The organism is Nocardia sp. 2TAF39, from assembly GCF_052114905.1.
GTDB lineage: Bacteria > Actinomycetota > Actinomycetes > Mycobacteriales > Mycobacteriaceae > Nocardia.
Map to the genome: position 1 here is coordinate 158,426 of NZ_JBFRFQ010000010.1, position 13,166 is coordinate 171,591.

Below are 13,166 nucleotides of genomic sequence, written 5' to 3' on the forward strand. Positions count from 1 at the left end.
TCATCGCACTCCTCCCGGAATGGCCAGCCCGGCAATGCCGTTCGGCACACTCACCGGCGCGGATTGTGGTTGCTGCGGCGTCTCGCTCGCCACCCGCCCTGCCAGGCTGGGGTCGGAATACACCAGCTGGTTCGGGAACGCGGTGACGCCGCTGGCCGGGTTCGCCATAATCGGCACGTAGTTCATGGCCAGGGTATTGAGGACCGGCGCAAGGTACTGCGCGCAGAGATCGGCGCTGCGGTCGGAGTCGTTGGTCTCCAACGCGCGCACCGACCCGCAGAGGAAACTGAGCGGGTCCGCGAAGTTGGTCGGTGCGATGGCGCCGGTCAGGGTGCCCTGAGCGGGCTTATAGATCTGGTAGAAGTTCACCAGCGCGGTCGGCCCGGAATGCAATACGCGTTCCAGCTCGGGTCGCTTGTCGACCAGCACCTGGGTGGCATCGGCCAGCCGTTGCACACCCTCGGTGAGCTCGGCGCCGTTGCCCTCGATGAACCGGCGCACATCGGCCACCGCCGTGTCCAGATTGTCCAGTCCGGCACCGAGATCCGACGAGACACCGGCCAGTACCGAGGACACCGATGCGAGTCGGCCGCCGAACTGCACGATCTGCTCGTTGCTCGCCGAGAGCACCTCGACGAACTTCTGCAAGTTGCGGATAGTGCCGAACAGGTCGGTCCGCTTGTCCGACAACGTGTTCAGCGTGGCCGACAACTCATGAAGTGTGTCGCGGAACTTCTGGCCGTTGCCGTCGAGATTGTCGGCGGCAGTGTTGATGAAGCGGCCGAACGAGCCCTGCGCGTCGTCGCCGACCGGACCGAGCGTGGTCGCCAGCTTGGACAGTTCCGCCTTGATGTCATCCCATTCGACGGGCACAGCGGTGTGCTCGATCGGAATCTCGCTGCCGTCCTTCATCTTCGGTCCACCGGTGTAGGCCGGCGCGAGCTGGATGAACCGCGCCGAGACCAGCGAAGGCGAGATGATCACAGCCCGCGCGTCGGCGGGGATGTCGATGCCGCGGTCGAGCGTCATCTTCACCTTCACCCGGTCGCTGCCCGGCTCGATCGAGTCGATCCTCCCGACCTGTACGCCCAGCACGCGCACGTCGTCGCCCTTGTACAGGCCGGAGGTGGACGGAAAATAAGCCGTGATGCCGGTGGTTCCGATCCGGGTGATGCCGTTCCACGCACCAACCGCCACAAGCGCGGCGACCAGCACACCCGCCAACACGAATACCCAGCGGGGCAGTTTCCGCACTGCGGCTGTGCCTGTTGTTCGCTCGCTGCGCTCGCTCATCGCGGCGGCTCCTGGGTCGCGGGTTCGATCGACGGGAACGGCTCGAGGTAGCTGCGCAGATCATCGGGCAGGTGCTGCGGCCACACCAGGGCGTCCACCATCGGCTGCAGCAGCTTGCTGCTCGCGTTGACCACGTACGCCTGGAAGTAGGGGCCGCTGCCGACCTGCTCACCGAGGGCGGCCGCGAACGGACCGAGCCCCACGAGCGCGTCAGCGAGGTTCTGCTTGTTCTTCTGCAACAGGGCAAGCACCGAATTCAGCTTGTCGAGCGCCGGTTTCAGCTGCGCCTCGTTGTCGGCGACCAGACCCGACAGCTGCTTGGCCAGGCCGTTCACGTAGACGATCAGCTGGCCGAGCGCAGTGCGGCGCCGATCCAGCTCACCGAGCAGCTCGTTGCCGTCCAGCAGCAGCGCGTTGATCTGGTTGCCGCGGTCGGCCAGGATCTTCGTGACGCTCTGCGCCCGCTTCAGCAGGTCCGACAGCGCCTCGTCGCGCGCGTTGATGCTGCGCGAGAGCGCGGTGACGCCGTCCAACGCGGACCGAAGCGGAGCGGGCGTGTCGGCGAAGGTCGCCGAGAGCGCGTCGAGGGTCTGGTCGACCTTCTCCATGTCCAGGCCATGCACTGTGCCCGCCAAATCGCTCAGCGCCTCGTTGAGCGAATACGGCGAGGTGGTGCGGTCCAATGGAATCGTGTCGTCGGCGCGCAACGCCCCGGAGCCGGACGGGGTCACCTCCAGCGACTTGCGTCCGAGCACGGTGTTGGTCTTGATCGCCGCCGATGTCTTCTGCCCCAGCACGATCGACTCGTCCAGAGTGAACCGGACCAGCACCTCGGCCCCGTCCAGGGCGACCTTGTCCACCAGGCCGGAGCGCACACCGGCGACCTGGACCGGGTCGCCGGGCGCCAAGCCGCCGGCGTCGGCGAAGTACGCGGTGAACGTCGCGCCGGACCGGATGAACGGCAGCCGGTCGAATTGCAGTGCCGACAGCGCCACCGCCACCGCGAGCACGAGGCCGACGATGCCGATGGTGATGGCGGTTGATCGCTGCTCGTTCATCGGTTCCCGGCACACCTTCCGGTCGTCTGCGCGGCGGGCATGTTGATCTTCATGGTTTTCCCGTCCGGACCGTCCACCAGGAAATTCGTCCCGCAGACGTAGAGCTGGAGGAAGGAGCCATAGGAACCGATCCTGATCAGCTGCCGATAGGTCGAGGGAAGCCGGTCCAGCACCCACTGGACGGTGTCGGAGCCCGCGTCGAGGTTGCTGGCGAGGCGGCCGGTCTGCTCGATGGTGTCCTTCAGGTCCGGGCGGGCCTGGGCGAGCAGGTCGGTCAGGTCGCCGGTCGCTCCGGCGATGCGCGGAATCGCGTCGCCGATCTGGTCCCGGTCGGCGGCCAATCCGCTGATCAGCCGCTGCAGTTCGGCGAGCGTGGTGGCGAACTGGTCGCCGCGCTGATCGATGGTCTGCAACACGGCGTTCAGGTTGTTGATCACGCTGCCGATCAGCGCGTCCCGGTCGGCGAGAGTCTTGGCGAACGAGCCACCACTGTTCAGCAGGGATACCAGCGTGCCACCCTGGCCCTGGAAGATCTGCAGCAGCGCGTTGGTCAGGTCGTTCACCTGGCTGGGATCGAGGCCGCGAAGCAACGGCTTGAACCCACCGAGCAGCATGTCCAGATCCAACGCGGGCGCGGTCTGCTCCGTACCGATGGTGCCGCCCTTCTGCAACACATAATTGGAGCCGGGGCCCTCGAGTAGCTCCATATATCTGTCGCCGACCAGGTTTTCGTACTTGATCGCCGCGCGCGTACTGGTGAGCAGTCTGTACTTGCGGTCGACGGCGAACTCGACGTGCGCGAGATAGTCCTTGCCGACCTTCACCGAGGTGACCGAGCCGACCGGAACGCCCGCGATACGCACCTTCGCGCCGGGCAGGATTCCCGAGGAACTGGTGAACACGGCGTGATAGCCGTTCTCCCTGGCGAAGCGCATCTGACTGAACACGACCGCCAGCCCGGCGAAGACCAGCGTCATCACCAGGGTGAAGATGGCCAGCTTGACGGTCGTCGCGGTGTTTTTCACGGTCGCGGCACCCCCGGCAGTCCGGCGAACAGGATCTGGAAGATCTTGGGCGGGTTGACAGTCAACGTTGTCGACGGCGCGTACACGTGACCTTCCGAAGTGTCGGTGACGAGATAGTCGGCGTGGCTGCCCGGCTGCCGGTCGAGCAGCCCCGCGCACCGTGGGCCGCCGGTCGCGTTCACCTTCGGCAGATCCTGCGGGTAGGTGTAGGGATCGGGGCCGTATATGAAGCCCGCGTTCAGCGCGACGCCTTCCTGCAAACCGCCGAAGACCGCCTCGCCGAGCGGAAGCGCCTTGCCGAGACCACCGATCAGGCAGTAGAGCGCGGGCGCGTACTCGTGCAGCAGTCCGGTGGTCGGGCGCAGCAGGTCCAGAGCCGTGACGAGCTGATTCTCGTTCTCGCGCAATACCGAACCGGTGGTGTCGGCCAGCCCGATCAGGTTCATCAGCACGTTGTCGAGGCTGTCCTGCTCCTCGACCAAGGTCTTGCTGGTGACGGTCGCGTTGTCCAGGGTGCGGAGCAGGTCGTTCGCCGTGTCCGCGTAGAGGTTTGTGACGTCGCTGGTCTTCGCCAGGTCCTGTTGCAGCGTGGGCAGATACGGGTTGATGTCGCGCAGGTAGGCGTCACTCTGCACGAGCAGGTCGCCGAGCTTCTGCCCCCGGCCCTGTAGCGCGGTGCCCAGCGCGGACAGCGTCGCGTTCAGTTTCTCCGGCTCGAGCTTGGCGAGCACGTCGGACAGATGTTGGAACAGCGTGTTGAACTCGACGGTCACCCGCTGTGCCGTCACGGTAGCGCCCGGTTTCAGCGACGAAGACGAAGGCTGCCCGGGAACAACGAAGTTGACGTACTTCGCGCCGAACACGGTGGTGGAGCGGATGTCGACGTCCGCGTTGGACGGCACCAGCTTCAGCATTTCCGGATCGAGGGCCAGCGTCAGCTTGGCGCCGTCGGCGGTGTGGTCGACGGCCGCGACGCGACCGATCTCGACACCACGCACCTTCACCTTGGCGTCCGGGTCGAGGACCAGGCCACTGCGCGGAGCGTCCACGGTCACGGTAGCCGTGGTGGTGAACCCGCCGACGAACATGGTCAGCGCGACGGCGACGAGCGCGACGAGCGCGAGCACCATCCCGGCTCCGGCCAGTTTCAGGCCGAGCCCGCCGCGCAGCGCCTTCTTCAGGCCGCTTTCTGCTTGCTTCGATTCCGCCATGTCACTCATCCGGAGAGATGGAAGTTGCCGGAGGTGCCGTAGATGGCCAGCGAGATCAGCAGGGTCACCGTGACCACCGCGACCAACGAGGTCCGCACCGCGTTGCCCACCGCGATACCCACGCCGACCGGACCGCCCGCGGCGTTGTAGCCGTAGTAGGTGTGGATCATCATCACCGCCAACGCCATGAAGATCGCCTGGGCAAAAGACCAGAGGATGTCGCTCGGGATGAGGAAGGTGGAGAAGTAGTGGTCATAGACGCCCGCCGACTGCCCATAGATCACCACCGTGGCGAATCGGCTCGCGAGGAACGACGCGATCACCGCGAGCGCGTAGAGCGGGACGATCGCGATCATCCCGGCCAGCACCCGGGTGCCGACCAGGTACGGCACCGGCCGGATCGCCATCGACTCCAGCGCGTCGATCTCCTCGGCCACCCGCATGGCGCCCAGCTGCGCGGTCGAGCCGGCCCCGATGGTGGCGGCAAGCCCGATGCCGGAGATCACCGGCGCCGCGATGCGGACATTGATGAATGCCGCGAAGAAGCCGGTGAGCGCCTCGACGCCGATATTGCCGAGTGAGCTGTAGCCCTGCACCGCGATGGTGCCGCCGGCGAACAGGGTGAGGAATCCGACGATCACCACCGTGCCGCCGATCACCGCCAACGCGCCGGTACCCATGCTGATTTCGGCGATCAGCCGGATCGTCTCGGTCCGGTAGTGCACCACCGCCCTCGGAATGGAACCGATCGTCTGGGCGTAGAACACGGCATGTTTGCCTACCGCATCGAGCGAGTCCGACATCCGGCGCACGCGTCGCACAGTCCGCGGAAAGCGGGATTCGAGCACGAAGGACATCGCGTCACCGCGCCGTGAACTTGATGCCGACGGCGGTGACCACCACGTTCACTACGAACAAGGCCATAAAAGCGAAGACTACGGTCTGATTCACCGCATCACCGACACTCTTGGGTCCACCTTTGACATTCAGGCCCAGATAACAGGCGACCAGCCCCGCGATCAGCCCGAACAATCCGGCTTTCACCTCGGAAATGATCAGCTCGGGCAGATGGGTGAGCAATGTGATGCCGTTGACGAACGCGCCGGGATTCACGTCCTGCAGATATACCGAGAACAGAAACCCGCCGACGATGCCGATGGTGCACACCAGACTGTTGAGCATCAGCGCGACGAACATCGAGGCGAGCACGCGCGGCACCACCAGGCGGTGCACCGGGTTGATACCGAGCACCCGCATCGCGTCGATTTCCTCGCGAATGGTGCGGGCACCCAGGTCAGCGCAGATCGCGGTGGCGCCGGCGCCGGCGACGATGAGCACCGTGACAATCGGCCCGACCTGGGTGACCGAGCCGAACGCCGCGCCGGCGCCGCTGAGGTCGGCCGCGCCGATCTCGCGCAACAGAATGTTCAGCGTGAAGCTCACCAGAACTGTGAACGGAATCGCGACCAACAATGTGGGAACGATCGATACTCGCGCGATGAACCAGGATTGATCGATGAACTCGCGCCATTGAAAGGGTCTCCGCACGCTGGAACGCGCGACCTCGGCGGTGAGTTCGAAGAACCCACCAACGGCCCGCAATGGCACGGCAAGGACCTCGTTCATCCGCGATCCTCCTTGCTCAACTGCGTATACAGCGCACGGCGCGAACGTCCACCGTGGCCGCACCGCCTCAACGATTAGAACACGTTCACCGTGTTGCCGGAAGTCTTTCAACACTTTTGAAGTGCTCTTTATCTGGAGATCGGCATTCAAATTGGAACCGGTGTCATTACGGAAAGATCCCACCTTTGTGAGGTGTCATACGTCCCGCACGCACATGTCTACCAAGTGCCGAACTCATGATCAACAGTTGGACGATTGATCAGTAACGCACCGGCAGCAGCCGCCGCCGAGCGGCTCATCCCAGATCGATGAGCGAGGAGGCCGAGAATGTCTGCCCGGCCGGGCGCTCAGCGAAATAGCCACTCAACGTGTCCGCCAGGTTGCCCGCCGACCACCGACCGCCCGCGGCGTCGAACCGGCGCTCCACGACCGGTGCCGCCATGAGCGCGACCATTCCCCCGTACACCACGAACAGCTGCCCGTTGACCGCGTCGGCGGCGGGCGAAGCGAGATAGGCGACCAGCCGGGCCACATGATCGGGCGACAGCGGGTCGATCTCCCCCTCGGGGGCGGCGCTGAACACCGCTTCCGTCATCGCGGTCCGCGCCCGCGGCGCGATCGCGTTGGCGCGCACGCCGTAGCGCGACAGCGCCCGCGCGGCCGAGAGGGTGAGTGCGGTGATGCCCGCCTTCGCGGCGCCATAGTTGGCCTGCCCCTCCGGTCCGAGTAGCCCCGCCTCCGAGGAAGTGTTGACCAGCCTGCCGTAGATCGGCGCGCCCGCCTCCTTGGACTTGCCGCGCCAATAGGCGGCCGCGTTGCGCGACAACAGGAAATGACCGCGCAGGTGCACCGCGAGCACCGCGTCGAAGTCCTCGTCGGACATATTGAACAGCATTCGGTCGCGGGTGATACCCGCGTTGTTGACCACGATGTCGACCGAGCCGAAGGCTTCCTCGGCGGTGCCGATCAGCGCGTCGGCGGTGGGGCGCTCGGCAATGCTGCCGGCGACGAACTCCGCCTTGGCCCCCAGCGCGCGGATCTCGGCGAGGGTATCGGCGACCGCGTCCGATTCCGACAAGTCGTTGACCACGACCGAAGCGCCCGCCCCGGCCAGCGCGAGCGCTTCGGCACGCCCAAGTCCGGCGCCGGCGCCGGTTACGATTGCCACTCGGCCCGCAAGGCTCAGATCATTGCTCACGCGGCCGACTTTAGAACGTGTTCCAACTTCCGGCAAGGGTCGGGCTACTGCAGACGCAGCGCCGCCTTCGGGCATTGCGCGACGGCATCCTCCACCGCGGCGAGCCGATCGGCGGACACCTCGGCGTCCGCGATGCGCAGCACGTCCTCGTCGTCGAGTTCGAACACGTCGGGGGCAATTCCGACGCAGATCCCGTTCGCTTCGCACTGGTCCGGATCGACACTGATCTTCATGAGAACTCCTTTACCACCGCTGTACTCGAAGCCTAACAAGCCGAGGCGACCGCCCGGGTCTCCATCGACCCGTTCCACTCCCAATACTGGAACATGTTTCAGTCGATATGCAATGATCGAGAGAACCCGAAACGACGAAGGCTCGGTCCTACCCACCTCGCCGACTCCGCAAGATCCGTCGGCTGACCATCCCCCATGAGGTATTGCCATGCGCATTGCGTACACGCCGCAACAGGAGGAGCTACGCGCGGAGCTGCGCGACTACTTCGCGCGGCTCATCACCCCGCAGCGCCGAGCGGCGCTGAGCGCGCAGACCGGCGAGTACGGGCAGGGCAACGTCTACCGCGAGGTCGTCCAGGAGATGGGCCACGACGGCTGGCTGGCGCTCGGATGGCCCAAGGAGTACGGCGGCCAGGACCGCCCGACCATGGACCAGCTGATCTTCACCGACGAGGCCGCGATCGCGGGCGCGCCGGTGCCGTTCCTGACCATCAACTCGGTCGCGCCGACGATCATGCATTACGGCAGCGAGGAGCAGAAGAAGTTCTTCCTCCCCAAGATCGCGGCCGGTGAACTGCACTTCGCCATCGGCTATTCCGAGCCGGGCGCGGGCACCGATCTGGCCAGCCTGCGCACCACCGCCGTGCGCGACGGCGACGACTACGTGATCAACGGCCAAAAAATGTGGACAAGCCTGATCGCCTACGCCGACTACGTCTGGCTGGCCGTGCGCACCGATCCGACAGCCAAGAAGCACAAGGGCATCAGCATGCTCATCGTGCCGACAACGGCCGAGGGCTTCTCCTGGACCCCTGTACACACCATGGCGGGCCCGGACACCAGTGCGACCTACTACCAGGACGTCCGGGTGCCCGCGAGCGCGCTGGTCGGCCAGGAGAACGGCGGCTGGGCGCTGATCACCAACCAGCTCAACCACGAGCGCGTCGCGCTCACCTCGGCCGCGCCGCTGGCATTGGCCCTGCGTCAGACCGTGGAGTGGGCCGGCAGCACCAAGGCCAGCGACGGCTCGCGGGTGATCGACCGGGAATGGGTCCAGCTCAACCTCGCCAAGGTGCACGCCAAAGTCGAGTACCTCAAGCTGCTGAACTGGGAGATCGCCAGCCGGGCCGACGCGGGCGGCGACGCGGCTCCGCGGCCATGGGACGCCTCGACCTGCAAGGTGTACGGCACCGAGCTGGCCACCGAGGCCTATCGGCTGCTCATGGAGGTCCTGGGCCCGCAGGCCTATCTACGCCAGGACTCCCCCGGCGCCGAACTGCGCGGACGGCTGGAGCGGATGCACCGGGCCGCGCTCATCCTGACCTTCGGCGGCGGCACCAACGAGGTCCAGCGCGACATCATCGCCATGACCGCCCTCAAGCAGCCTGCCGCGGCGCGCTGATCGAAAGCAGGTAAACCCCATGGATTTCACTCCCACCGAAGCGCAACTGGATCTCGCTCGGCTGACCGGCGAGGTGTGCGGCAAGCTGGTCACCGCCGACCGGCTGCGCGAACTCGACACCGCTGGCGAGGGCGGTGGGACGGGAAAGAACACCGAGCGGTTCGACGAGACGCTGTGGAGTTCGCTCGCCGAGACCGGCGTGCTCGCGGCGGCTCTGCCCGAGTCGGTCGGCGGCAGCGACCTCGGCCCGCTCGAACAGACCGCCATCCTGCGTGAGCTGGGCAAGCATGTCGCGGCTGTGCCGTATCTGTGGTCGATCGTCGTCGGTGCGGGCGCGCTGGCCCGGTTCGGCGATGCGACGCAACAAGATCTATCCGCCCGGGCCGGTGCGGGCAGCATCGTCCTCACCGCGGCGCTGGCCGAGGAGCACAACTGGGAGCCCGCCCAGCCGACCACCACCGCGGTCGAGACCGACGGCGGCTGGCGGCTCACCGGCGCCAAGACCACCGTGCCCTTCGCCGACCGAGCCGAGCGCATCCTGGTTCCCGCCACGGTGTCCGGCGCAACGGCGGTCTTCCTCGTCGATCCCGCTGCCGCGACCGTGACGGCCCAGCAGGTGGTCGACCGCAGCCCGGAGTTCGCGGTCGAATTCACCGATACGCCCGCCGAACTGATCGGCGGCGTGGCCGACGGCGCCGAGATCCTGGACTGGATCCTCACCCGCGCGTGGCTGGGCCTGAGCGCCCTGCAACTCGGGACGGTGGAGCGGGCGCTCGAGTTGGTCGCCGAGTACGCAAGGGAGCGTGAGCAGTTCGGCAAGGCAGTCGGCAGCTTCCAGGCCGTCGCCCAGCGCCTCGCCGACGCTTACATCGACGTCCAGGGCCTGCGCCTTGCCGTGACCCAGGCCGCGTGGCTGCTGTCGGAGAACCTGCCCGCGGCCGAGGCCGTGCACACCGCCAAGTTCTGGGCCGCCGACGCGGGCCACCGAGTCGCGCACACCGTCGTCCACGTGCACGGCGGCGTCGGCATCGACCGCGACCATATCGTGCACAACTACTTCACGGCGGCGAAGCACAACGAGTTCGCCCTCGGCGCGGGCACCGATCACCTGCGCGCACTCGGCGCGCTACTGGCCACATAGCCGAGATCAATCGAGTCGGCCCGCATGGCATCTTGACTGCGGGCCGATTCTCGTGTCCGGACCGTCAGCCTTCGAACTTCGCCAAGTGTTCGGCGATCGTCGATACCTCGAGCTCACCCTGGCATACCGCCAGCACGAATCGCTCGGCGTCATCGACGTCGAAACGTGGGCCCAGCCGATGACCGTTGATCTGCAGGAAAACCCAACTCGCGTACCAGGCCAATCGTTTGTTGCCATCGATCAGGCCGTGGTTGCACGCGATCGATTCCATCAGCGCGGCAGCCTTCTGCCACACATCCGGATAGGCGTCCTGGCCGAACACGCTGGACTGCGGTCGAGCAAGAGCAGAATCGAGCAGGCCGTAGTCACGGACCGCCGGAGTGCCCAACCGCTCAGCGAGATTCAGCAGTTCGGGCAGCGTCAGGTACTCCATCAGGCCAGCCTCCGGTTCAACTCCTCACTGACTTGCAAGACGTGATCAGCAGCCTCGTTGAACAGTCTGGAATGCTCGTTGATCGCCTTGATGACCGCGTCGTGGACGAACTGCTGCATGCTGCGGCCCTCCGCTTCAGCGCGTTCGCGCAAAGCAGCCAACTCCGCCTCGGAAAACCGGATGTTCAGACCAGCCATTACTCGATGGTACCGCGTGGTACCGCATAACACCGGCCGGTTTCAATCGACCGGAATCGACATCAGGCAGCGATGGAGCGTTGCGTGTCACGCTGAATGCCGAGCCTGGACAGCCCGCCGCCGAGTGGACGGGGCGTGGCCAATCGCCCGAGCTGCTCGCGGGCGCCCCCGACTATCGACAAGTCGCCGTCTCACGCATCACTTCCGCTATTCGGGACCACCAAGGGTGGATGCCAGATATTGCTGCAGCGTGGGAGCGATATCGCGGACGAGCTCGTCCCGCGAGAGGGCGACAACGGGCGGTAGGCCGAGCACATAGCGGCACAGGGCCAACCCGAGAAGTTGGGTCACGATCAGACCGGCGCGGCGGGGCGCGTCGGCGGGGCTACCGAAGCGGAGGACCGCTGGGAGCACCTGTTCGGCGAAGACGCCGCGAAAGCGTTCGGTCACTGCGTCGTCCGTGACCGAGGAGCGCAGCAGGGTCAGCATGACCTCGTTGCCCGGGGGTTCTTCCCAGAGGGTCAGGAAGCGGCGAATCAGTAGTTCACCCAAGCCGCTCGGGTCGGCGGTGGCGAGATCGGGCAGGTCGAGAGCGATGTCGACGGCCGCCGCGAACAGGCCGTCCTTGCTGCCGAAGTACCGCATGACCATGGACGGATCGATGTCCGCATCGGCGGCGATGGCGCGGATGGTCGCCTTGCGGAAGCCCTCGGCGGCGAAGCGGGAGCGGGCGGCCTCCAGAATCGCGGCACGCGTCGCGTCCGAGCGGCGCACGGGGGCGTGATCAGGCTCGACGGTCATGCCAACGAGTGTAGGCCAACAACTGTTGACTTCCCTGTTCGGGTGGAGATACAGTTATGCCAACAATCGTTGGCCTACAGACGTTGACACGAGGAGTTCCGATGGACACCATCCCGAACCCGTTGCCTCCCACCACTTCCGTGGTGATCGTCGGTGCGGGGCCCGCCGGGCTGACCGCCGCCATCACTTTGGCCGACGCGGGCGTGGACTTCGTCCTACTCGACCGGCTCACCGAAGGCGCGAACACCTCGCGCGCCGCAGTCGTGCACGCCAGGACACTGGAGGTCCTCGAGCAGTTCGGCATCGCCGAGGAACTCGTCGCGACAGGCATCGTCGTACCTCGTTTCACCGTTCACGACAGCAGCCACACACTGGCCACCATCCCGTTCGACGGACTCCCGACGCGCTACCCATACACCTTGATGACTCCGCAGGACACCACCGAGGCAGTCCTGCTGGAGCGCCTGCGCAAGGCGGGCGGCGAGGTGCACCGGCCCTACGTGATCACCCGGGTTACCGGCGAAACAGACGGGGTCACAGTCGAATACACCGATGCGGCAGGCGCAGAGGGCAGCATCCGCGCCGACTACGTGATCGGCGCCGACGGCATGCACAGCATCGTTCGCGAAGCGGCCGGCATCGGGTTCACCGGTGCCACCTACGCGGAATCCTTCGTCCTTGCCGATGTGCGGATGGACTGGCCGATCGCCCGCGACGAAGTGGCGCTGCATCTTTCGCCGGAAGGCGTCACCGTGGTCGCGCCACTGCCGGACGATCACGAACCCAACCGCTATCGCGTGGTGGCCACCTTGGAGACGGCGCCCGAGCACCCGACCGTCGAGGACATCCAGAACATCCTGGACAAGCGCGGCCCCGGCGGCGAGGTGAAAGTCCGCGAGGTGCTGTGGAGCTCGCGCTTCCGGGTGCACCACCGGGTCGCCGACCACTACCGCGCGGGCCGCATCCTGCTCGCGGGCGACGCCGCCCACGTGCACAGCCCCGCGGGCGGCCAAGGCATGAACACCGGCATCCAGGACGCGGCCGCGCTCGGCCCGCTGCTGGCGCGGGTACTGGCGGGCGAGCCGGACACGCTGCTGGACACCTATGAAACGACCCGCCGCCCCATTGCGCTCGGCGTCGTCTCGTTCACCGACCGGATGACGAAGATGGCGACCGTGCGTCCGCGCCCCGCACGCATGCTTCGCAACCTGATGCTCTCGACACTGGCCCGAATCCCAGCCTTTCGCTACCGCCTGGCCTTCCAACTCGCCGAACTGGCAAACCGCTGAACTCCGGCGGTGGCCGAATCTGGTACGCGATAGATGATTCCAACCGGATTCTGTACCTGCCACTCGCTGGTACCGGTCACCCGAAGCAGACCGACCGTCGACGGTGACGCTCTAGTGTGTCGGTCCCGAAATTGCAGCTCTAATTATCTATGGTGTTGGGGTGGCGGGTTTCGGGCGTAGTGATGTCGAGTTCGTACTGGCCGGTGACGAGCGGGACCAGCTTGTCGCATGGTCGCGGGCGGAGTCGTCGCGGTTGGCG

14 protein-coding genes are annotated in these 13,166 nt (G+C 66.2%); 3 read left to right on the forward strand and 11 right to left on the reverse strand.

The features are described from left to right. From AB4Z47_RS08760 to AB4Z47_RS08795, 8 genes are all read right to left on the reverse strand, one after another. Nucleotides 1–1,293 carry a virulence factor Mce family protein gene (locus AB4Z47_RS08760; RefSeq protein ID WP_441949374.1) on the reverse strand — a complete coding sequence of 431 codons (1,293 nt, stop codon included), beginning with the start codon at nt 1,291–1,293 and terminating at the stop codon, nt 1–3. Beyond that, entirely contained in the window at nt 1,290–2,351 is a 1,062-nt protein-coding gene (locus AB4Z47_RS08765; protein WP_441949376.1) for an MCE family protein, read from the reverse strand. Before AB4Z47_RS08765 ends, AB4Z47_RS08760 begins: the two co-directional genes overlap by 4 nt. After that, nucleotides 2,348–3,376: an MCE family protein gene (locus AB4Z47_RS08770; RefSeq protein ID WP_441949378.1), complete on the reverse strand. Its 1,029-nt coding sequence runs from the start codon at nt 3,374–3,376 to the stop codon at nt 2,348–2,350. Before AB4Z47_RS08770 ends, AB4Z47_RS08765 begins: the two co-directional genes overlap by 4 nt. After that, the gene (locus tag AB4Z47_RS08775; protein ID WP_441949403.1) at nt 3,373–4,587 is read right to left on the reverse strand and encodes an MCE family protein; all 1,215 of its coding nucleotides are present in this window, start codon (nt 4,585–4,587) and stop codon (nt 3,373–3,375) included. Before AB4Z47_RS08775 ends, AB4Z47_RS08770 begins: the two co-directional genes overlap by 4 nt. 5 nt (nt 4,588–4,592) lie before the next feature. Further along, nucleotides 4,593–5,444 carry an MlaE family ABC transporter permease gene (locus tag AB4Z47_RS08780; RefSeq protein ID WP_441949379.1) on the reverse strand — a complete coding sequence of 284 codons (852 nt, stop codon included), beginning with the start codon at nt 5,442–5,444 and terminating at the stop codon, nt 4,593–4,595. A gap of 4 nt (nt 5,445–5,448) precedes the next feature. After that, a complete protein-coding gene (locus AB4Z47_RS08785; RefSeq protein ID WP_357262905.1) occupies nt 5,449–6,213 on the reverse strand; it encodes an MlaE family ABC transporter permease in 765 nt (254 codons plus the stop codon). A 295-nt stretch (nt 6,214–6,508) separates the two neighbouring features. Further along, on the reverse strand, nt 6,509–7,411 hold the full coding sequence (locus AB4Z47_RS08790; RefSeq protein WP_441949381.1) for a 3-oxoacyl-ACP reductase: 903 nt from the start codon (nt 7,409–7,411) through the stop codon (nt 6,509–6,511). Nucleotides 7,412–7,455: 44 nt separating this feature from the next. Then, the gene (locus AB4Z47_RS08795) at nt 7,456–7,644 is read right to left on the reverse strand and encodes a ferredoxin (protein ID WP_441949382.1); all 189 of its coding nucleotides are present in this window, start codon (nt 7,642–7,644) and stop codon (nt 7,456–7,458) included. Between the two features lie 208 nt (nt 7,645–7,852). On the opposite strand from AB4Z47_RS08795, the gene AB4Z47_RS08800 reads away from it, so the two are divergent. Together AB4Z47_RS08800 and AB4Z47_RS08805 are read left to right on the forward strand one after the other, a co-directional pair. Then, complete coding sequence (locus AB4Z47_RS08800) at nt 7,853–9,046, forward strand: acyl-CoA dehydrogenase family protein (RefSeq protein ID WP_441949383.1); 1,194 nt, start codon at nt 7,853–7,855, stop codon at nt 9,044–9,046. 19 nt (nt 9,047–9,065) lie between these two features. Then, a complete protein-coding gene (locus AB4Z47_RS08805) occupies nt 9,066–10,187 on the forward strand; it encodes an acyl-CoA dehydrogenase family protein (protein WP_441949385.1) in 1,122 nt (373 codons plus the stop codon). A 64-nt stretch (nt 10,188–10,251) separates the two neighbouring features. Here AB4Z47_RS08805 and AB4Z47_RS08810 read toward each other — a convergent pair whose 3' ends face one another. The 3 genes from AB4Z47_RS08810 to AB4Z47_RS08820 all read right to left on the reverse strand — a co-directional run bounded on the left by AB4Z47_RS08810 (nt 10,252) and on the right by AB4Z47_RS08820 (nt 11,618). Then, nucleotides 10,252–10,623, reverse strand: coding sequence for a type II toxin-antitoxin system death-on-curing family toxin (locus AB4Z47_RS08810; RefSeq protein WP_441949405.1), 372 nt, complete (start codon nt 10,621–10,623; stop codon nt 10,252–10,254). Then, nucleotides 10,620–10,817, reverse strand: a complete 198-nt coding sequence (locus AB4Z47_RS08815; protein WP_441949386.1) for an antitoxin Phd — start codon at nt 10,815–10,817, stop codon at nt 10,620–10,622. The genes AB4Z47_RS08810 and AB4Z47_RS08815 overlap by 4 nt, the downstream gene beginning before the upstream one ends. 207 nt (nt 10,818–11,024) lie before the next feature. Beyond that, a complete protein-coding gene (locus AB4Z47_RS08820) occupies nt 11,025–11,618 on the reverse strand; it encodes a TetR/AcrR family transcriptional regulator (RefSeq protein ID WP_441949388.1) in 594 nt (197 codons plus the stop codon). A 101-nt stretch (nt 11,619–11,719) separates the two neighbouring features. On the opposite strand from AB4Z47_RS08820, the gene AB4Z47_RS08825 reads away from it, so the two are divergent. Continuing rightward, nucleotides 11,720–12,907: an FAD-dependent monooxygenase gene (locus AB4Z47_RS08825; protein ID WP_441949390.1), complete on the forward strand. Its 1,188-nt coding sequence runs from the start codon at nt 11,720–11,722 to the stop codon at nt 12,905–12,907. The last annotated feature ends 259 nt before the right edge of the window (nt 12,908–13,166 follow it).